Here is a 20562-nt window from a genome sequence, read left to right as displayed (position 1 = left end):
TGCTGACCCGGCGGCGGGCCGGAATTCATCGGGTCAGACGGCCCCGGCGTACCCGTGCTGGCGCCAGGCCTCGTAGACCGCGATCGCGGCCGCGTTGGACAGGTTGAGCGAGCGCCGGCCCGCCAGCATCGGGATGCGCACCTGCCGGGTGATGTGCGGGTCGGCCAGGGTCGCCGCGTCCAGCCCGTCGGGTTCCGGCCCGAACATCAACACGTCGCCGGCGTGATAGTCGACGTCGGCGAACGACGTCGTCGCGTGCGCGGTGAAGGCGACCACCCGCTCCGGCGCCAGCGCCTGCCACGCCGCGCGCAGCGACGCGTGCACGGTGACCGACGCGAGGTCGTGATAGTCCAGGCCGGCACGCCGCAGCTTGGGCTCGGACAGGTCGAAGCCGAGGGGCTCGACGAGGTGCAATTCGGCGCCGGTGGCGGCCGCGGTCCGGATGGCGTTGCCGGTGTTGGGAGCGATGCGCGGGGTGACAAACATCAGCCGGAACATCTGCCGATCATGACAGGCCAATTTGTTTGCCAGACTTGCATCCCCGCGCGCGAGCCAACCTTGGAGGGCTCTGCGTACTCAGTAGGAATTGTGGAGACCTCGGCCGCGGGCTGTCATACTCGTCGGATTGCCAGGTGTTTATCGCTGGCGCCGACTGCGTGGGGTAGGCGGAATTAAGCAGGAAAGTCTCATGAGCCTCTCGTTTCACCGAGCGCTGATAATCGGCGCAGCGGCCCGTCGCGCGGCCGCAGACAAGTGACCATGTTCACCCGCCCGGCCCACGCGGCCGAGGCGGACGCGCCGCAATACACCGAAACCCCGGTCGCCGACGGCCGGCAGGCCAAACGCCCGCCCAGCTGGTCGCCCAGCAACTGGCCCGTCCGCTACAAGGTCCTGGCGATTGTGCTGGTACCGCTGCTGTTGGCGACCGCGTTCGGGGGGTTGCGCATCAAGGACGCGATGGCCAACGCCAGCGGCCTTCGGCTGGCCGCCGCTCGCGCCGACGTGCTGCCGGCGATCACCAAATACATGTCGGCGTTGGACGTCGCGCTGCTGGCGAGCTCGACCGGGCGCGACGTCGAAGGCGCCAAGAAGAACTACGAGGCGCGCAAGTACGAGCTGCAGCAGCGGCTGGCCGACACCGACGTCACCCCCGACGTCCGGTCCGGGGTGAGCACGCTACTGAACGGCGGCGCGGGCCTGCTGGACAAGGTCGCCGACAACAGCATCGGTTTGCGGGACCGGGTCACCACCTACGCCCCGATCCTGCTGACGGCCGAGGACGTGATCAACGCGTCGGTGCACGTCGGCAACGAGCGGATCCGCGCCCAAGCCCAGGCGCTGAGCCGGGCCGTCGGCGCCCGCGGGCAGATGACGATGCAGCAGATCCTGGTGACCCGCGGGGCCGACCTTCCCGAGCCGCAGCTGCGGACCTCGATGATGACCCTGGCCGGCACCGAGCCGTCGACGCTGTTCGGGATGAGCGAGGTGCTCGGCGCCGGGTCGGCCGAGGCCAAGACGCTGCAGCAGCAGATGGTAACCCGGATGGCGATCATGTCGGATCCGGCCAGCGCGCTGGTCGACAACCCCGACCTGCTGCGCTCGATCGAGACCACCGACGGGATCGCCGAGCAGGTCATCAACGACACCACCGCGTCGGTGACCAAGTCCGTGCACGCCGAGGCCACCGATCGCCGCAACGCCGCGATCGGTGATACCGCGCTGGTGCTGGCCGTCATCGTGATCGCGCTGCTCGTCGTGTTGCTGGTGGCGCGCGCGCTGGTGCGCCCGCTGCGCGTCCTGCGTGACGGCGCGCTCAAGGTCGCCCACACCGACCTGGAGGAGGAGGTGGCCCGGGTCAAAGCCGGTGGCGCCGAACCGATTCCGCAGCCGCTGCCGGTGTACACCACCGAGGAGATCGGTCAGGTCGCCCACGCGGTCGACGAGCTGCACACCCAGGCCCTGCTGCTCGCCGGTGACGAGGCGCGCCTGCGCCTGCTGGTCAACGACATGTTCGAGACGATGTCGCGGCGCAACCGTTCCCTGGTCGACCAGCAGCTGATACTGATCGACCGGCTGGAGCGCAACGAGGAGGACCCCGAACGGCTGGACAACCTGTTCCGGCTGGATCACCTGGCGGCCCGGTTGCGGCGCAACAGCGCCAACCTGCTGGTGCTCGCGGGCGCACAGCTGGCCCGCGACCAGCGCGACCCGGTGCCGCTGTCCACGGTGATCAACGCCGCGGTTTCCGAGGTCGAGGATTACCGCCGGGTCGAGCTGTCCGGCCTGCCCGACTGCGCGCTGGTCGGCGCCGCGGCGGGCGGCGTCATTCATCTGTTCGCCGAGCTGATCGACAACGCCCTGCGCTACTCGCCGCCGACGACGACCGTCCGGATCTCCGCCGGACGCGGCGGCGACGGGGGAGTCGTGCTCCGGATCTCCGACTCCGGCCTCGGCATGAATGACGCCGATCGGCGCATCGCCAACATGCGGCTGCGGTCCGGCAGCGACGTCACGCCCGATAACGCCCGGCACATGGGGCTTTTCGTGGTGGGCAGGATCGCAGCCCGGCACGGCATCCGGGTAGGTCTGCGCGGCCCGGCCGGCGACGAGGCGGGCGCCGGCACCACGGCCGAGGTCTACCTGCCGCCCTCGGTGCTGGCCGGCTCGGCGGGGCCGCAGGGACGGCCGGGGTCGGTGTCGTCGCCGAGCACCCAGCTCGCCAACGCCATGGCGACGACGGACCCCGCAGGCGCGCCGGCCGCGCCCGAGCCCGCCGGCCAGAACGGCGCCGACGCGTCGGGACCGCCGGTTACGTTGTTGCCGCGCCGCAATCCGGGCTCCAGCGGCATCGCGGACGTTTCGGCGGTGCCGGAGGCTCCCCAGCCGGTCGCGCAGCTGCCGCGGCGGGACCGCCGCGAGCTGACCACCCCGTGGTGGGAGGGCGAGCAACCCGAGCCCGAGCCCGAGCCCGAGCCCCGACCAGAGCCGGAGCCACCACCGAGGCCGGCCAAGCCCGCGGCGGTGTCGGACACGTCGGCGTTCTTCGCCGCGCGCGCCCAGGCCGCCGCGACTCCAAGCGAAACCCCGCCGCCCGTCGCCTCGGCCCCGAGCATCCCGAAAGCCCCGGAGGCGCCGGCCGATGACGACGTCATCTACCGTCGGATGCTGTCGGAGATGCTGGGCGACCCGCACGACCTGGTCAACAGCCCCGACCTGGACTGGCAGTCGGTCTGGGACCGGGGCTGGTCGTTGGCCGCCGCGGCCGAGGACAAGCCCGTCGAGGCGAAAACCGAGCACGGGCTGCCGGTCCGCGAGCCCGGGGCCCGGCTGGTGCCCGGCGCCGCGAACGGGACGGACACAACCGAAGAGGAGCGGCCGGACGGCGACGAGGGGTCCCTGGTGGGATCCAACGGCCTCGCGCGGCACTCCGCCGCGGGGCGCGACCCCGAGGCGGTGCGGGCCTCGTTCAGCAGCCACTTCGGCGGCGTGCGCTCCGGACGGTCGCACGCCCGCGAGACGAGTGAAGGATCGGATCAGGAATGACGGCTCCGGACAGCTCGCTGGACTGGCTGGTGACGAAGTTCGCCCGCGAGGTCCCCGGCGTCGCGCACGCGTTGCTGGTGTCGGTCGACGGGCTGCCGGTCGCCGCCAGCGAACACCTGCCGCGCGAGCGGGCCGACCAGCTGGCCGCGGTCGCCTCCGGCCTGGCCAGCCTCGCGACCGGCGCCGCGCAGCTGTTCGAGGGCGGCCAGGTGCTGCAGTCCGTGGTCGAGATGTCCAACGGCTACCTGTTGCTCATGCGGGTGGGCGACGGCTCGCATCTGGCCACGCTGGCCGTGGCGTCCTGCGACATCGGCCAGATCGGTTACGAGATGGCCATACTCGTCGAACGGGTGGGCGGGGTGGTTCAGTCCACCCGCCGATCCGCAGAGCAGTACCAGTGACCCGCGATGGACAGACGCGAGCACTGGCCGGCACCACGTGAGGCGAACCTGGTCCGTCCGTACACGCTGACGTCCGGGCGGACCGGCACCGACGTCGACCTTCCGTTGGAAGCGCCGATACAGACGTTGGACCCCGGCCTCGCTCACCGATGGCCACCGAACGATGCGAGAGGCAAGATCATCGAACTGTGCGTCAACAGCCCGTCGGTCGCGGAGATCTCGGCCCGGCTGGATTTACCGGTCGGCGTCGCGCGCGTCCTGGTGGGTGATCTGGTGCTGTCCGGCTACCTTCGGGTGCATAGGACGTTGAGCGAGCGTTCGACCCGCGACGAGCGCCACGAACTCATAGGAAGGACCCTGCGTGGCTTACGCGCACTCTGACGCGCACGGTTCCCGCGCGCACGCCTCGACGAAGATCGTGATCGCAGGCGGTTTCGGGGTCGGCAAGACCACGTTCGTCGGGGCGGTCTCGGAGATCATGCCGCTGCGCACCGAGGCGATGCTCACCGACGCATCGGAAGGCGTCGACATGCTCGAGGCCACCCCGGACAAGAAGACCACCACGGTTGCAATGGATTTCGGCCGCATCACGCTGGACGAGGAGCTGGTGCTCTACCTGTTCGGCACGCCGGGTCAGCGCCGGTTCTGGTTCATGTGGGACGACCTGGTGCGCGGCGCGATCGGAGCGGTCGTCCTGGTCGACTGCCGCCGCCTGCAGGACAGCTTCGCCGCGGTCGACTTCTTCGAACACCGCAAGCTGCCGTTCTTGATCGCGGTCAACGAATTCGACGGCGCGCCACGCTATCCCGTCGAGGCGGTGCGCGAGGCGCTGACGCTGCCCCGGCACATCCCGGTGATCACCGTCGACGCCAGGGATCGCCGCTCCGCGACCGACGCGCTGATAGCCGTCAGCGAATACGCGCTGGAAACCCTTGCCGCGAGCTGAATTGCAGCACTGGGTCGATCGCGAGCTGACCGGCACGGATTTTCGCGACGAGGACCTCAGCCGGCTGCGCACCGAACGGGTGGTGTTTTCCGACTGCGACTTCGGCGGCGCCAACCTGGCCGAGTCCGACCACCGCGGGTCGGCGTTTCGCAACTGCACGTTCGAACGAACCTTGTTGTGGCACAGCACCTTTGCGCAGTGCAGCATGCTGGGCTCGGTGTTCGTGGGTTGCCGGATGCGCCCGATCACGTTCGACGAGGTCGACTTCACCCTCGCGGTGCTCGGCGGCAACGACCTGCGCGGCGTCGACCTCTCCGGCTGCCGGCTGCGGGAGGCCAGCCTGGTGGAGACCGACCTGCGCAAGGCCGTGCTGCGCGGCGCCGACCTGTCCGGCGCGCGGACGACGGGCGCCCGGCTGGACGACGCCGACCTGCGCGGCGCCGCCGTCGACCCGTCGGTGTGGCGGACCGCCTCGCTGGCGGGGGCGCGCGTCGACGTCGAGCAGGCGATGGCGTTTGCACTGGCGCACGGGTTGCGCTTCGACGCCAAGGATTAGCGCGTGAGCCGGATGCGCCAGCGCACGATCGCGGAATAGACCGCCGACAGCGCGACCAGCATCCCCATGTCGAACAGCCACGCGCCGCGGGTGTGCGCCCAGTGGGCGTCCTGCGCCAGCAGCGAACCGGGCACCAGCGCCCGCAGGTCGACCGTCGACGCGGATGCCGCGTATCCCCAGCGCGAGGGCATCACCCAGGACAGCTGGTCGAGGAAGATCCGGCCCGTCACGGGCACCATCCCGCCGGCGAGCACCAGTTGCAGCATCAGGGACACCACCAGCAGCGGCATGATCTGCTCGTTGGATCGCGCGAGCGACGACAGCACCAGCCCCAGCACCGCCGAGGCCACACACGTCGCGGCCACGGTGACGAACAGCTCGAAGCTGGGGTTGCCCAGCAGCACCGCCGGCTGGCTGGGCGCGCCCTTGCCCAGCAGCACGATGCCCGTCACGATCGCCGCCTGCACGATCGCGAACGCACAGAACACCGTGAGCTTGGCGGCCAGGTAGGCACCCGACGACAGGCCCACCGCCTGCTCGCGCCGGAAGATCGCGCGCTCGCCGATCAGATCGCGGATGGTCAGCGCGGTGCCCATGAAGACGGCGGCGATCGACATCAAGGTCAGGATCTGCGCGGCCTCGTCGGGCGTCCCGCTGGTCGACTGGGCGACCCCGAAGCCAGTGTTCCCCGGCACCGTCAGCGACAGTGCGCCCAGCACGAACGGCAGCAGCGCCAGGAACGTGAAGTAGGCGCGGTCGGACACGACGAGGCGGACCTGGCGCCGCGCGATCGTGGAGAACTGGTGCCGCACGCTGGTGCGGGCCTGGGTGCCCAGATCGGCGGGCGCCGACTCGACCGGGGGCGGGGGCTTGTTCTGCGCCAAAAAGCGACGGTTCGCCTCGTCGGGGTCGGCGCCCACCTTCGCGAAGATCTGGGCCCAGTTGGTGGTGCCCATGGCGTCACCGATCTGGCCGGGCGCGCCCAGGAAGGCCGTCTTGCCGCCCGGCGCCATCAACAGCACCTGATCGCAGACGTCGAGGTAGGTCAGCGAATGGGTGACGACCAGCACCACGCGGCCGGCGTCGGCGAGCTGGCGCAGCATCGTCATCACCTGCAGGTCCAGGGCGGGGTCCAGGCCCGACGTCGGCTCGTCGAGGATCAGCAGCGACGGCCCGGTGAGCAGCTCCAGCGCCACCGACGCGCGCTTGCGCTGGCCGCCGGAGAGCTTGTCCACCCGGGTGTCGGCGTGCCTGGTCAGCCCCAGTTCGTCGAGCACCTGCGCCACCACCTGTTCGCGGTCGGCCTTGCTGGTGTCGGGCGGCAGCCGGAGTTCGGCGGCGTAGCCGAGGGCCTGGTTGACCGTCAGCTGCCGGTGCACGACGTCGTCCTGCGGGACCATCCCGATCCGGGTCCGCAGCGACGCGTACTCGGTGTGGATGTCGTGGCCCTCGAACGTGACCGAGCCGGAGGTCGGGGTGGCGTACCCGGCGATCAGCCGCGACAGCGTGGTCTTGCCGGCGCCCGAACCGCCGATGATCGCGGTCAGGGTGCCGGGCCTGGCGGTCATCGAGACGCGTTCGAGCAAATTCTTCCCGTTGATCGCGAAGTTGACCTCGCGCACTTCCAGGCCGCCCGACCGCGCCGCCACCTCCTGGCGGCGGACCAGCATGCCGCCGCTGAACACCAGGTCGACGTTGCCGATGGTGACCACGTCGCCCTCGGCGAGCACGGCGGATCCGACCCTGATCCCGTTGACGAAGGTGCCGTTGATGCTGTGCGCGTCGCGGATCTCGGTGCCGACCGGCGTCGCGGTCAGGAACGCGTGCTGGCGCGACGCCAGCACATCGTGGACGACGATGTCGTTGTCGAGCGAGCGGCCGATCCGCGCGACGGGGGCGCTGACCCGCGTGGTCGGGAACTCGGCGACCTCGCCGGTCACGCCCATCTGGGTGGGCGGGTTTGCGTCGTCGATGGCCGGGGGCGGCCGGAGGATCGGGATCGCGGTGGTGCGCTGGACGTCGTCGCCGGGCGGGCGAGGCGGCGGCTGGGGTGGGCGCGGGCGCACCGGCAGCGGGCCGCTGCGTGGTGGGATCGTCGGGAGCGTCTCGGTCGCCGGGAGCAGCCCGACGGTGCCCTGGTGGTGCCCGACCTCGAACGTGATCCGTGGTCCGTCGGGCTTGCCGATGTTGATGGCCTGGCCGTCCCGGATGTCGACCGTCGGCACCCGCCGGCCGTTGAGGAAGACCCCGTTCATCGAGTTGTTGTCGACGGCGACCCACCGGCCGCCCTCGAAGCGCAGCAGCAGGTGCGCCCGGGCGATCAGGGGGTGCGCCACGCGCAGGTCGGCGCGCAGGTCGCTGCCGACGACCACGTCGCGACCCGGCGCGAAATTACCTTCGGATCGCTGGGACCGCACCGTCAGCACTGGCTGCCCGGGCTGGCCCATCAGCGCTTGCGCCGGTTCCTCGACAGACTGCGGCGGCCCGACGAGTGGCCCTTCAGCCGGAGCTTCCACCACACGATGGCGCTGTAGACGACGCACAACACCACGAGCATCGCGATGTCGAACAGCCACGCGCTCGCCTTGTGATCGAAGTGCTGGTCCTTCGGGTCGGTCGGGCCGACGACGAGCCGGTGGGTGTCGATCGTCGACGCCGCCGACGCGTAACCCCACCTCGCGGGCGTGGCCCACGACAACTGGTCGAGGACGGGGCGGTTGGTCACCCAGATCAACCCGCCGCAGAACACCAGCTGCGACATGATCGCGATGACCAGGAACGGCATGATCTGGTCCTGGGACTTGGCGATCGCCGACAGCGCCATGCCCAACAGCGCCGAGGCCACGCACGTCAGCGCGACGTCGAAGAACAGCTCGAAGCTGACGTTGCCCAGCATCACGGCTTTGGCGATCGGCTGGCCCCAGCCGATCACCGAGATCGCGGTCGTGATGCCCGCCTGCCCGATGGCGAACGCGCTGAACACCACGATCTTGGCGGCCAGATACGACGCGGTCGACAGGCCGACCGCCTGCTCACGCCTGAATATGGGACGCTCGCCGACCAGGTCGCGAATGGTCAGCGCGGTGCCCATGAACACCGCGCCCACGGTCAGCATGACCAGAATCTGGTCGGGCTGGTTGGGCGAGTTGCTCAGCGGGTCCCCCATGCCGTACCCGGTCTTGCCGCGCACGGTCAGCGTGAGGATGCCGATGAGGAACGGCAGCAGCGCCAGGAACACCGTGTAGCCCCGGTCGGAGATGACCAGCCGCACCTGGCGGCGCGCCACCGTCGAGAACTGGCGCAGGACGTCGGTGTGCACGGGTTCGCCCAGGTCGCCCGGGCTGGCATCGGAGGGGGCCTGCAACTCCGGTGGCTGGTTTTCGGCGAGGAAGCGGCGGTTGGCCTCGTCGGGGTCGGCGCCCACGTTGGCGAAGATGTCGGCCCAGTTGGTGGTGCCCATCGCCGCGCCGATCTGGCTGGTCGGCCCCAGGAACGCGGTCTTGCCCCCGGGCGCCAGCAGCAGTATCTGATCGCAGACGTCCAGGTAGGCCACCGAGTGGGTGACGACCAGCACCACGCGGCCGGCGTCGGCGAGCTGGCGCAGCATCATCATCACCTGCCGGTCCAACGCCGGATCCAGGCCCGACGTCGGCTCGTCGAGGATCAGAAGCGACGGCCCGGTGAGCAGCTCCAGCGCCACCGACGCGCGCTTGCGCTGGCCGCCGGAGAGTTTGTCGACGCGGGTGTCCGCGTGCTTGGTCAGCTCGAGTTCCTCGAGGACCTGCGCGACGACCTGCTCGCGGTCGGCCTTGCTGGTGTCGGGGGGCAGCCGCAGTTCGGCCGCGTAGCCCAGCGCCTGGTTGACCGTCAGCTGGCGGTGCACGACGTCGTCCTGCGGGACCATCCCGATCCGGCTGCGCATGGACGCGTATTCGGCGTGGATGTTGTGGCCCTCGAACGTCACGGTGCCGGTGCTCGGGGTGGTGTACCCGGCGATCAGGCGCGACAGCGTGGTCTTCCCGGCGCCCGACCCACCGATGATGGCGGTGAGCGTCCCGGGGCGTGCGGTCAGCGAGATGTGGTCGAGCAGTTGCTTTCCGTGGTCGACGGTGAACGTCACGGCGTTCACCTCCAGCCCGCCGGTGCGCGTCGCCGCCTCGGTGCGGCGGACCAGGGTGTCGCCGGTGAAGACGAGGTCGACGTTTCCGATCGTGACCACGTCGCCCTCGGTCAAGATCGCGGACCCGACCCGGACACCGTTGACGAAGGTGCCGTTGACGCTGTGCGCGTCGCGGATTTCGGTGCCCAGCGGCGTCTGGGTCAAAAACGCGTGATGGCGCGACGCCAGGACGTCCTGGATCACGATGTCGTTGTCGGTGGAACGACCGATCGTGATCGCGTCGGACGACTTCGGCATCGCCCCGGAGCGGGACGGCCGCAGCGCCTGGAACATCTTGGTCGCCAGGTTCGCCACCTCGGGCGGCTTGGTCAGGTTGGCCGACATCTGGGTTTCCGGCGCCGCCGGCGCGGACCCCACGGCGGACATCTGCGGGTGCGGCTGGAAATTGGGGGGCGGCGGCGCGCTGGTCGGATATGGCGGGCGCCCGCCGGCGGCCGGGTACATGGGCTGGCCGGGCGGCGGGGGCGCGGCGACCTGCGGGCGTCGCGCCGCCTGCGCGGCCCAGTTCGGTTGCCGACCCGGGGGTCCGGGCGGGGGGCCGGGCGGAGCGGCGACGGGAGGGCCCGGTTGACCGGACCACGCCGCGCCCGGCTGGGCCACCGGGATGCCCATCGACTCGGTGCGAGGCGGGCGACCCGCCAGCCCTTGGTGGCGGCCCACCTCGAACGTCAGCTGCGGCCCGTCGGGATTTCCGATGTTGATGCTCTGGCCGTCGTGGATGTCCACCACCGGCACCCGCCGGCCGTTGCAGAAGGTCCCGTTGAGCGAGCCGTTATCGATCGCCAGCCACCTGCCCTGGTCGAACCGCAGCAAGAGATGCGCGCGCGAGATCAGCGGGTGCGTGATGCGCATGTCGGCCCGGAGGTCCCGTCCGACGACGACGTCGTGACCGGCGGCGAAGGTGCGCTCCGACCCGTCATGACGAACCGTTAATGCAGGCGGGGCTGGTGCACTCATTGCCACAACTGTAGCGGGTGCACCTGTTTTCACCCTGTGGGCTGAATTACCGCGTCCGGCGCGCCGGTGATCACACATCGGGTGCGCGTGTAGATCGTCGGCATGCACCGATTGCAGTGCGTGCACGCCGAATGCACGCTGTGCGCGGCGCCGTCGGCGGCGATCCGGTTGATCAGGTCCGGCTCGGCCAGCAGGGCCCGGCCCATCGCGACGAAATCGAATCCCTCCGCCATCGCGAGGTCCATCGTTTCCCGATTGGTGATGCCGCCGAGCAGGATCAGCGGCATCGTGAGCTCGGCGCGGAACAGCTTGGCGTCGCGCAGTAAATAGGCCTCGCGATAGGGGTACTCGCGCAGGAACTTCTTGCCCGTCATCCGCATGCCCCAGCGCAGCGGCGGCTTGAAGGCGCCGGCGAATTCCTTGACCGGCGCGTCGCCGTGGAACAGGTACATCGGGTTGACCAGCGAACTGCCCGCGGTGAGCTCGATCGCGTCCAGGCCGCCGTCGTCCTGCAGCCACTTGGCGGTGATCAGCGATTCCTTCGTGCTGATGCCGCCGCGCACGCCGTCGGACATGTTGAGCTTGGCGGTGACCGCGATCGGCGTGCCCTCCTTCTCCACCGCGCGCCGCACGGCCATGACTATCCTGCGGGCGACCTTGGCCCGATTCTCCAGCGATCCGCCGAATTCGTCGTTGCGCCGGTTGATCAGCGGGGACAGGAAGGCGCTCGCGAGATAGTTGTGACCCAAATGGATTTCGACCGCATCGAAGCCGGCTTCGATGGCGAGCCGGACCGCGTTGACGTGGCCTTGGATGACGTCCTCGATGTCGTCGCGGGTGGCCTTCTTGGCGAAGCGCATCCCGATCGGGTTGAAGAACCGCACCGGCGCCAGCGCGGTCGCCTTGTTGGACTTGGCGTTGGCGACCGGACCGGCGTGGCCGATCTGCGCGCTCACCGCGGCACCCTCGGCGTGGATCGCGTCGGTCAGCCGCCGGAACCCGGGCACCGCCTCCGGGCGCATCCAGATGCCGTTGCCCTCGGTGCGGCCGCCGGGGGAGACCGCGCAGTAGGCGACGGTCGTCATCCCGACGCCGCCGGCCGCCGGCAACCGGTGGTATTCGATCAGGTCGTCGCTCACCAGGGCGTTGGGCGTGCGCGCCTCGAAGGTGGCGGATTTGATGGTGCGATTGCGCAGCGTGATGGGCCCCAGCTTGCCGGGGCTGAACACGTCTGGAGGGGTAGACATGCGAGGAGGCTACCTCTGCGGCATGCCAAACTGTGAGGCGTGGGCGCAATCACGCTGGACGGCAAGGCCACCCGGGACGAAATCTTCGTCGACCTCACCCAGCGGGTGGCCGCACTGACGGCAGCGGGCCGCACCCCCGGCCTGGGCACCATCCTGGTCGGCGACGACCCCGGGTCGCAGGCCTACGTGCGCGGCAAGCATGCGGACTGCGCCAAGGTCGGCATCACGTCGATCCGCCGCGACCTGCCGGCCGACATCAGCACCGCGCAGCTCAACGAAACCATCGACGAGCTGAACGCCAACCCGGAGTGCACCGGCTACATCGTGCAGTTGCCGCTGCCGAAACAGTTGGACGAGAACGCGGCGCTGCAGCGCGTCGACCCGGGCAAGGACGCCGACGGGCTGCACCCGACAAACCTGGGCCGGTTGGTGTTGATGGACCCGGCGCCGCTGCCGTGCACCCCGCGCGGCATCGTGCACCTGCTGCGTCGCTACGACGTTGAGATCGCCGGGGCGCATGTGGTCGTCATCGGCCGCGGCGTGACGGTCGGGCGCCCCCTGGGACTGCTGCTGACGCGCCGCTCGGAGAACGCCACGGTGACGTTGTGCCACACCAAGACTCGCGACCTGCCGGCGCTGACCAGGCAGGCGGACATCATCGTGGCCGCCGTCGGCGTGCCGCACATGCTGACCGCCGACATGGTGCGTCCCGGAGCCGCCGTCGTCGACGTCGGCGTCGGCCGGGTGGACGGCAAGCTCGCCGGCGACGTGCACCCCGACGTGTGGGAGGTGGCCGGTCATGTGTCGCCGAATCCCGGTGGCGTCGGGCCGCTAACCCGCGCGTTCCTGTTGACCAACGTCGTCGAGTTGGCCGAGGGACGGCAGTAACGCGTGCGCGCTGTGCTACGGGCCCAGTGGCCGATCCTGTTGGTCGAGCTGATCTTCGCCGCGGCATTTGTCTTGGCGGCGGCCAACTTCTGGCGCCGCGGTGCCCTGCTGATCGGCATCGGGGTCGGCGTGGCGGCGGTGCTGCGGTTGGTGTTGTCCGACGAGCGGGCCGGCCTTCTGGTGGTGCGCAGCCGGGGGATCGACTTCTTGACCACCGCGACGGTGGCCGCGGCGATGGTCTATATCGCGTCGACGATTGACCCGCTGGGAACTCGCTAGTGGCGATCGCAAGCGCGGCGTAGCCGGGCGCGGCGGGTCGCCACCATTGGGCTAGCCGGGGGCTAACCGGCGGGCATCCCGGGGATCTGGTGGATGCCGGGGATGCCACCGGGGATGCCGCCCGCCAGCCCGGGCAGGCCCCCGGGAATGCCGGCGGCCGGGTTGCCGCTGGCGATGTTGGCCATCTCCTGCGGGCAGTACGACTGAATGGCGATGGTGGTGAACAGCTTTGCCATCTGAGGTGACAGGCCCCGGTGGCTGACGGTGGCCGCGGCGGCGGCGAAGTTCCCGCCCGGCTGGGCGAGCATCGGGCAGATCGACTCGCCAACCGACATCGCGTTGCCGGGTTCGCCGAAGTCGATGCCGGCGTGGTTCAGCGCGTCGATGAAGGCGTCGTCGGCTGCCGGGTCCGCCTCGGCCGGCGCCGCGAAGGCGGCGGCCACGGTGAGCAGGGCCGCGGTGGCGGCCAGCAGGCGGATGGTCAGCGGCTGGTGACGAAACACCCAGATCCACCGCTGGGTCTCCGCGGTAAGTGCCTTCATGCCAACCTCCCCGTCTATTGCCGGGTGCTCTGTGGGCACTCCAGTCACTTGTGGAACTCTGGTCTAGTTTTGTCACGTTTACAACACGGTGCGATAAAGTTTTGCACAATAAGCGTTTCGTGAGGGGATCGTGCGCGCGACGTCGCTTATTACGCCGCGGGGTGCCGCGGCGGGCCGGCGGCGGATCGAAGCCACACTGTGACCTGACACTCGGGCGGAGGCCGGATTTTCAGTGGCCGTTTGGACCAGAATCCGGCCCATGACGACGAATCACCGGGGCATCTCGCGTCAGACATTCATTCGCGGCGCCGTCGGAATGCTCGCGACCGGAGCGGTTTTCGGCAGCGCGCGCGCCGCCGCCGACCCCGCCACCGGCTGGGGCGGCCTGGCGTCCTCCATCGGGGGCAACGTGTTACTGCCCGCGAGCGGCGCCCAATTCTCAACGGGCAAGCAGGTTTTCAACTCGCTTTACAACAACTCCAATCCGGCGGCGGTGGTCAAGGTGTCGTCACAGGCGGACGTGCAGAAGGCGGTCGCGTTCGCGACGGCCAACGGGCTCAAGATCGCCCCGCGCGGGGGCGGGCATTCGTACATCGGCGCGTCGAGTCCGAACGGCGCGATGGTCATCGACCTGCGCGGGCTTCCGGGCGCGGTGAACGTCGACGGCGCCGGCAATGCCACGGTCACGCCGGCGACGACGCTGTACGCGGTGCACCAAGGGCTGGCTGGCGCCGGGCGCGCGATCCCCACCGCCACCTACCCGAGCGTCGGCATCGGAGGACTGGCGCTGGGCGGCGGGGTGGGCGCCGACTGCCGCCATGCGGGTTTGACCTGCGATGCCCTGCAGTCGGCCACGGTGGTGTTGCCCAGTGGCGACGTGGTCACCGCGTCCGCCAACGATCATCCGGATCTGTTCTGGGCGTTGCGCGGTGGCGGCGGTGGCAATTTCGGGGTCACGACGTCGATGACGTTCGCCACCTTCGCGACCGCCGACAGCGACGTCGTCCGGCTGGACTTCCCGCCGGCGTCGGCGGTGCAGGTGCTCGCCGGCTGGCAGTCGTGGCTGAGCGCCGCGGACCGAAACACTTGGGGGATAGTCGATCTCTCGGTCGGCAGCCAGCCGAACTGCCACGTGCTGGCGACCTGCCCGGCCGGCGCCGGTTCCGGTGTGGTCGACGCCATCAAGTCCGCCGTCGGGGTGGCGCCGACGGCCGTCGTGAACAAGACGCTTGGCCACATGGACCTGGTGACGTATCTGGCCGGGGGCAGCTCGACCGGGTCGCCCGTGGGGTTCGTGGCCGGATCCGACGTGCTCGCGACGATGAATTCCGCTGCGGCGCATGCCGTTGCGACCGCGATCGGGCAGTGGCCCGCCTCCGGCGGCAAGGCGGCGGTGCTGATCGACCCGCTGGACGGCGCCGTCGGCGACGTGCCGGCCGGCAACACGGCCTTCCCGTGGCGCCAGCAGTCGGTGCTCTTGCAGTGGTACGTCGAGCCCGCCGCCAACCAGGTGGCGGCCGCGCAGCAGTGGCTGAGTTCCGCACACCAAGCGGTGCAACAGTTTTCGGTCGGCGGCTACGTCAACTACCTGGAGGCCAACAGCTCGCCGTCGCGGTACTTCGGCCCGAACCTGTCGCAGCTGGCCACGGTGCGGCAGAAGTACGACCCCAACCGGGTGATGTACTCGGGGTTGAACATCTGATGGTCGAACTCGCTCGCGTCCGCTACCTCGTCGACGATGTTCGGGCGGCGCTCGACTTCTACATCACCCACCTGGGTTTCAGCGTCGACCTGGACGCCGCGCCCGCCTTTGCCGCCGTGGTGCGCGGCCCGCTGCAACTTTTGCTGGCCGGTCCCAAGAGCTCCGCGGCGCGTCCGATGCCCGACGGCGCCACGCCGGAACCCGGCGGCTGGAACCGCATACAGCTTGTCGTCGAAGACATCTCGGCCGAGGCCGAGCGGCTGCGCGCGGCCGGTGTTAGTTTCCGCAACGACATCCTCAGCGGCCCCGGCGGGCAACAGGTCCTGATTCAGGACCCCTCCGGCAACCTCGTGGAGTTGTTCCAGCCCGCGCCTCGCTGAGCCAACAACTCGGGCCACTTTTGTTTCACTGGCCCCAGGGTGCGCTGATTGTTGCACCACGCAGACGCTTTCAAATAGCTTGCGCCACTTTGGTTTCAGGCGTCTCGGGGCGGCGGTTTTTGTCGGTGGGGGTGGCTAGTTTGGCGGTATGAGTTCGGACGGTGTCGTTGACAGGGAGGCGTTGTCGGCCGCCCTGGATCGCTGGGACGCCGACTTCGATGCCTTGGCCGCGTTTGACTGCGAGGCGTTGACGACCCGCGAGCACCTCGCGTTGCTCGAGCGCTTCGAGAAGATGCGCCGGCGGATACCGTCCCTAGAACATCCGATCATCAATGCCGTTGCCCGGCAGGCGACCGCGGAAGAGCTGGGCGGCAAGCTGTCGCATGCGATCGCCGAGGCGACGTTGATCAGTCGCGGCGAGGCTGCTCGGCGCATCAGCGAGGCGGCCGAGCTGGGGCCGCGCCACGGCCTGACCGGCGAGCGGTTGGCGCCGGTATTGGCCGCCACCGCCGCCGCCCAACGCCAGGGTACCCTGGGCGCCGGGCAGGTGCGGGTGATCCGGCGGTTTTTCCGCCAGTTGCCCGGCTGGGTCGACCACGCCACCCGCGAGCAGGTGGAAGCCAAGTTGGCCGGCGAGGGCACCCAGTATCGTCCCGAGCAATTGGCCGAGTTGGCCGCCGTGCTGGCCGACTGCCTCAACCCCGACGGCACCTACAGCGACGACGACCGGGCTCGGCGGCGCGGGCTGACGTTGGGTCCCCAAGGCTCCGATGGGATGTCAGAACTGCGCGGCCACCTGACCCCGGAAGCCCGTGCGACAGTGGAAGCGGTGTTGGCCAAGCTGGCCGCGCCCGGCATGTGCAACCCGAGCGATGACACGCCGACCGTGGACGGGGCGCCCCGCCAAGACGCGATCGACACCGATGCCCGCTCGGCCGCACAGCGCAATCACGACGCGCTGAACGCCGCGCTGCGCGCGCTGCTGTGCTCCGGCACGCTGGGCCAACACAACGGGCTGCCCGCCTCGATCATCGTCACCACCACCCTGGCCGAACTCGAAGCCGCCGCCGGACGCGGTCTGACCGGTGGGGGCAGCATCTTGCCCATGAGCGACGTCATCCGCCTCGCGCGCCACGCGCGGCACTACCTGGCCATCTTCGATCACGGCACCGGCAAAGCCCTGGCGCTGTATCACACCAAACGCCTGGCCTCCCCGGCCCAACGAATCGTCCTGTACGGCAAGGAACGCGGCTGCAGCGCCCCGGGATGCACCGTGGCCGGCTACTACAGCGAAGTCCACCACGTCACCGACTACGCGCAATGCCACACCACCGACGTCAACGACCTCACCTTCGCCTGCGGCTGCCAACACCGCATGCTGCACCCCGACGGCTGGACCACCCGCAAAAACACCAAAGGCGAAACCGAATGGATCCCCCCACCCCACCTCGACCACGGCCAACCCCGCACCAACACCTACTGGCACCCCGAAAAACTCCTCCACACCAACGAGGATGACGACGACGACGGCGTCGACGAGGAAGACGAAAGCCACGCCTAGCGTCCCGGCCGCGAGTAGCCTCACAGCCACCGATCGGGGGCAAGGAGGCACCAGGTGTCGTATGTCCTCGCCGCGCCCGAATGGTTGTCGGCTGCTGCCGAGGATCTGGCCGGGATCGGGTCCGCGGTCGACGCCGCCAACGCGGCGGCCGCGAGCTCCACGACGTCGCTGCTGGCGGCCGGCGCCGACGAGGTGTCGAGGAGCATCGCCGGCCTGTTCGGCGCGCACGGCCAGGCATTCCACGCGATGACCGCGCAAGCGGCGCAGCTGCACGAAAAGTTCGTCCTCACCCTGCAGGCCAACGCCGGCACGTATCTGAACACCGAGATCGCAACCGCCGAGGCGCTGTTGGGGTCCCCGCTCATCCCGGGCGCGGCGGCGGGCACGCGGATCACGGTTCCCGGCGCGGGACCGCTGTACTACCCGAACTTCATCACCGAGCTGCCGTATCTGGGGCAGTTGCTCTATGCGGGCAGCATCCCGGGCCCCATTTCCGTGTCGATCCTGCAGGGGTACGACCTGCTGAACCACGCCATCGGCGAGAATTGGTTCCCCGGCACCACTTCCCAGGTGGTCAACTACCCGGCCAGCATCGGCTTCATCAGCGGGAGCCTGGCCGCACCCGGCGTCAACGAGGCCCTCGCCATGGGGCAGCAGGCGCTCAACGACCAGATCTTCAATGCCTTCACGAACGGCAGCGGTGCACCGGTGCGCATCGCGGCGCTGTCGGAGGGAACGCTCGTGGTCAACCGCGAATTGGCCGCCCTGGCAGCAGACCCAACCGCTCCACCACACAGCGCCCTGCAGTTCGCCCTGTTCAACGGCCCCGAGACCGGCCTGTTCCACATCTACCTGCCGAACGGCGTGACCGTGCCCTTCGTCGACTACACGTCGCAGGGCCTGCCGAACACCCAGTACGACGTCAGCGTGGTGTTCGGGCAGTACGACTTCTTCGGCAACCCGCCCGACCGGCCCTGGAACATCCCGGCGTGGGTCAACGCGCTGGCCGGCGGGATCTACCACCACAACACCACATCGCTGGCCTCGATGTCGGACGCGGTGCAGCTGTCCAGCACGACCACTTCCCTGGGCGGCACCATCACCACCTACATGGTCCCGTCACCGACCCTGCCAATGTTGTTGCCGCTTCAGCAGATTGGCGTTCCGCAACCGATCGTCGACAACCTCAACTCGTTCCTGGAACCGATCGTCAACGACGGCTACTCGTCCCTGACACCGAACGCGGGGCCGTACTTCTCCCAGGGCGTGCTGCAAGGCTTGCCCCCGCTGCCGAACCTCTTCTGGTGACGCGAACGAGCTACGCCGCCAACGCCGCCCGGATGCACACGGTCACGTACGGCAGCGCCAGGCCGTTCGAATTCGCCAGCGCCGGATGGGTGGCCAGCAGCTGGCGCACCTGGTCGAGCGTGCGGGTGCGGACCTCGGTCGGCGAGGTGATGCAGTAGCTGCGCGACGCCACCAGGTCTATCAGTGCTTGCGGCGTAAGGTAATTCGTCCACTCGACCTGATGACGCTCGGGATCGGTGAACGACGCCGACAGCGACACGTCGAAGCGGCCCCGGTCCCCGTCGGAGCCGATGATCTCGCCCAGCTCGCGCACCCAGCCCAGCCGCTCGTCGCGGGTGTTCCACACCAGGCCGAGCCGTCCGCCGGGCCGCAGCACCCGGGCCACCTCCGGGATGGCGCGCTCGGGATCAACCCAGTGCCACGCCTGCGCGACGACAACGGCGTCAACGCTGTTGTCCTCCAACGGAATCTCTTCGGCGGTGCCCAGCAGGGCACGGGTCTCCGGCAGCGAGGAGCGCAGCACCTCGAGCATGTCCGGAATCGGGTCGACGGCCACCACGTCCAGGCCGCGTTCCACCAGCCGGGTGGTCAGCTTGCCGGTGCCCGCGCCCAGATCCAGCACGCGGCGCGCGCCGCGCGGGATCAGCCAGTCGATGGCCTCGGGCGGATAGGAGGGGCGGCCACGCTCGTAGGCGGCGGCCGCCGAGCCGAACGAGAGGGAGCGTTCCTGGCCGGAGCGGATCACCGCCGACCCCGATCAGCCGAGTCCGCCAAGTCGAGCGTCTTGCGGATCAACTTGCCGACGGCCTCGGACTCCACCAGGAACCCGTCGTGCCCGCAGATGGAGTCGACGACGTGCAGCTCGGAGCAGCCGGGCAGCAGCTCGGCCAGCTCCTCCTGCAGCCGCAGCGGGTAGAGCCGGTCGGAGGTGATGCCCCCGACCACCACCGGCACCGGGCACCCGCGCAGGGCGCGCTCGACGCCGCCGCGGCCGCGGCCGACGTCGTGACTGCTCAGCGCCTCGGTCAGGACGACGTAGCTGCCGGCGTCGAAGCGGGCCAACAGCTTGTCGCCCTGGTGCTCCAGGTAGCTCTGCACGGCGTAGCGGCTGTCCCCGCCGCCCTGCTTGTCGTTGGCAAAGCGGGTGTCGAGCTCGACCTCGCCGCGGTAGGTCAGGTGCGCGAAGCGGCGGGCGATCGTCAGCCCGGCGTCCGGCGACTGCCCGGTCTCGTAGTAGTCGCCGCCGTGCCAGTTCGGGTCGGCCTTGATGGCCGCGACCTGCGTGGCCTGCGTGCCGATCTGGTCCGCGGTGGCGCGCGCGCCGACCGCGAGCAGCAGTCCGGCGCGGACCCGGTCGGGGTGGCCGACGATCCACTCCAAAGCCCTTGCGCCGCCCATGGATCCGCCGACGACGGCGGCCACCCGGTCGATGCCCAGGGCGGCCAGCGCGGCGACGTCGGCCTCCACCTGGTCACGCACCGAGATCAGCGGAAACCTTGAGCCCCAGGGCTTTCCGTCCCGGGCCAGCGAGCTGGGACCGGTGGAGCCGCGGCAGCCGCCGAGCACGTTGGTGGCCACCGCGCACCAGCGGTCGGTGTCGATCGGCGCTCCCGGCCCGGCCACGCCGTCCCACCAGCCGGGCGTGGGATGCCCGGGCCCGGCGGGCCCGGTGATGTGCGAATCGCCGGTGAGCGCGTGCAGCACCACCACCACGTTGTCGCGCGTCGGCGACAGCTCGCCCCAGCGCTGAACCGCGATGCAGACGTCGTCGATCACCGCACCGCTTTCGGTGGTCAGCGAGCCGATGTGGACGAGGCCGATCTCGCCTTCGGCGGGCAGCGTCTGCGTCGGGACGTCGGAGATCGTCATGTCGAATCCCCTCAGAACGCCGCCACGGCCTGCGGGTCGGCCGCCCCGGCACCGATCTTGCGGGCCGCGGCGAAGCCGAGCTCCAAATCGGCCAGGATGTCGTCGATGCCCTCGATGCCGACGGCCAGCCGCACCAGACCGGGGCTGACGCCGGTGGACAGCTGCTCCTCGGGGCTCAGCTGGGCGTGGGTGGTCGAGGCCGG

19 protein-coding genes are annotated in these 20562 nt (G+C 70.0%); 11 read left to right on the top strand and 8 right to left on the bottom strand.

The genetic code is table 11. The annotated features are described in order from the left end of the window. Window positions 1-33 precede the first annotated feature (33 nt). The gene (locus tag A5712_RS28705; RefSeq protein WP_068113576.1) at window positions 34-498 is read right to left on the bottom strand and encodes a tRNA (cytidine(34)-2'-O)-methyltransferase; all 465 of its coding nucleotides are present in this window, start codon (window positions 496-498) and stop codon (window positions 34-36) included. Between the two features lie 255 nt (window positions 499-753). Between A5712_RS28705 and A5712_RS28700 the strand changes: the two genes are divergently transcribed. The 5 genes from A5712_RS28700 to A5712_RS28680 are packed head-to-tail and all read left to right on the top strand — an operon-like array spanning window position 754 to window position 5446. Next, the gene (locus tag A5712_RS28700) at window positions 754-3543 is read left to right on the top strand and encodes an ATP-binding protein (protein WP_156766817.1); all 2790 of its coding nucleotides are present in this window, start codon (window positions 754-756) and stop codon (window positions 3541-3543) included. After that, window positions 3540-3944, top strand: coding sequence for a serine protease inhibitor (locus A5712_RS28695; protein ID WP_068113573.1), 405 nt, complete (start codon window positions 3540-3542; stop codon window positions 3942-3944). The genes A5712_RS28700 and A5712_RS28695 overlap by 4 nt, the downstream gene beginning before the upstream one ends. A 6-nt stretch (window positions 3945-3950) precedes the next feature. Further along, the gene (locus A5712_RS28690) at window positions 3951-4325 is read left to right on the top strand and encodes a DUF742 domain-containing protein (protein ID WP_068113571.1); all 375 of its coding nucleotides are present in this window, start codon (window positions 3951-3953) and stop codon (window positions 4323-4325) included. Beyond that, a complete protein-coding gene (locus tag A5712_RS28685) occupies window positions 4306-4890 on the top strand; it encodes an ATP/GTP-binding protein (protein ID WP_068113569.1) in 585 nt (194 codons plus the stop codon). Before A5712_RS28690 ends, A5712_RS28685 begins: the two co-directional genes overlap by 20 nt. 1 nt (window position 4891) lies before the next feature. Continuing rightward, window positions 4892-5446: a pentapeptide repeat-containing protein gene (locus tag A5712_RS28680; protein ID WP_068113566.1), complete on the top strand. Its 555-nt coding sequence runs from the start codon at window positions 4892-4894 to the stop codon at window positions 5444-5446. On the opposite strand, the gene A5712_RS28675 is transcribed toward A5712_RS28680, so the two are convergent. Genes A5712_RS28675 through A5712_RS28665 form a run of 3 tightly spaced genes read right to left on the bottom strand, consistent with a single transcriptional unit; the run spans window position 5443 to window position 11830 of the window. Further along, a complete protein-coding gene (locus A5712_RS28675) occupies window positions 5443-7893 on the bottom strand; it encodes an ATP-binding cassette domain-containing protein (protein ID WP_068113561.1) in 2451 nt (816 codons plus the stop codon). The two genes, A5712_RS28680 and A5712_RS28675, sit on opposite strands and share 4 nt — an antisense overlap. Further along, complete coding sequence (locus A5712_RS28670) at window positions 7893-10583, bottom strand: ATP-binding cassette domain-containing protein (protein ID WP_068113559.1); 2691 nt, start codon at window positions 10581-10583, stop codon at window positions 7893-7895. Before A5712_RS28670 ends, A5712_RS28675 begins: the two co-directional genes overlap by 1 nt. A gap of 29 nt (window positions 10584-10612) precedes the next feature. Continuing rightward, window positions 10613-11830, bottom strand: a complete 1218-nt coding sequence (locus tag A5712_RS28665; protein ID WP_068113556.1) for an NADH:flavin oxidoreductase — start codon at window positions 11828-11830, stop codon at window positions 10613-10615. A gap of 39 nt (window positions 11831-11869) precedes the next feature. Here A5712_RS28665 and A5712_RS28660 point away from each other — a divergent pair, with 39 nt between their 5' ends. Continuing rightward, window positions 11870-12718, top strand: a complete 849-nt coding sequence (locus tag A5712_RS28660) for a bifunctional methylenetetrahydrofolate dehydrogenase/methenyltetrahydrofolate cyclohydrolase (protein WP_068113554.1) — start codon at window positions 11870-11872, stop codon at window positions 12716-12718. A gap of 3 nt (window positions 12719-12721) precedes the next feature. After that, on the top strand, window positions 12722-12997 hold the full coding sequence (locus A5712_RS28655) for a DUF3017 domain-containing protein (protein ID WP_068113551.1): 276 nt from the start codon (window positions 12722-12724) through the stop codon (window positions 12995-12997). 62 nt (window positions 12998-13059) lie between these two features. Here the strand turns inward: A5712_RS28655 and A5712_RS28650 are convergent, their stop codons facing one another. Beyond that, on the bottom strand, window positions 13060-13539 hold the full coding sequence (locus A5712_RS28650; RefSeq protein ID WP_068113548.1) for a DUF732 domain-containing protein: 480 nt from the start codon (window positions 13537-13539) through the stop codon (window positions 13060-13062). 259 nt (window positions 13540-13798) lie between these two features. Here A5712_RS28650 and A5712_RS28645 point away from each other — a divergent pair, with 259 nt between their 5' ends. The 4 genes from A5712_RS28645 (at window position 13799) to A5712_RS32565 (ending at window position 18490) form a co-directional block, all read left to right on the top strand. Beyond that, window positions 13799-15241, top strand: coding sequence for an FAD-dependent oxidoreductase (locus A5712_RS28645; RefSeq protein ID WP_068113545.1), 1443 nt, complete (start codon window positions 13799-13801; stop codon window positions 15239-15241). Next, on the top strand, window positions 15241-15621 hold the full coding sequence (locus A5712_RS28640) for a VOC family protein (RefSeq protein ID WP_068113542.1): 381 nt from the start codon (window positions 15241-15243) through the stop codon (window positions 15619-15621). Before A5712_RS28645 ends, A5712_RS28640 begins: the two co-directional genes overlap by 1 nt. A 148-nt stretch (window positions 15622-15769) precedes the next feature. Next, a complete protein-coding gene (locus tag A5712_RS28635; protein WP_068113538.1) occupies window positions 15770-17182 on the top strand; it encodes an HNH endonuclease signature motif containing protein in 1413 nt (470 codons plus the stop codon). Between the two features lie 54 nt (window positions 17183-17236). After that, window positions 17237-18490, top strand: coding sequence for a PE-PPE domain-containing protein (locus tag A5712_RS32565; RefSeq protein ID WP_068113535.1), 1254 nt, complete (start codon window positions 17237-17239; stop codon window positions 18488-18490). 10 nt (window positions 18491-18500) lie between these two features. On the opposite strand, the gene A5712_RS28625 is transcribed toward A5712_RS32565, so the two are convergent. From A5712_RS28625 to A5712_RS28615, 3 genes are all read right to left on the bottom strand, one after another. Further along, complete coding sequence (locus A5712_RS28625; RefSeq protein ID WP_068113532.1) at window positions 18501-19235, bottom strand: class I SAM-dependent methyltransferase; 735 nt, start codon at window positions 19233-19235, stop codon at window positions 18501-18503. Further along, entirely contained in the window at window positions 19232-20359 is a 1128-nt protein-coding gene (locus A5712_RS28620) for a homoserine O-acetyltransferase (RefSeq protein WP_068113528.1), read from the bottom strand. Before A5712_RS28620 ends, A5712_RS28625 begins: the two co-directional genes overlap by 4 nt. Window positions 20360-20370: 11 nt before the next feature. Next, on the bottom strand, window positions 20371-20562 hold a 192-nt coding region (locus A5712_RS28615; RefSeq protein WP_197519525.1), incomplete at its 5' end, for a PLP-dependent transferase.

The organism is Mycobacterium sp. E2327 (assembly GCF_001672675.1).
In the GTDB taxonomy this organism is placed as follows: domain Bacteria; phylum Actinomycetota; class Actinomycetes; order Mycobacteriales; family Mycobacteriaceae; genus Mycobacterium.
The sequence above is the reverse complement of the archived record's forward strand: the minus strand, read 5'-3'. Positions and strand labels throughout refer to the sequence as shown.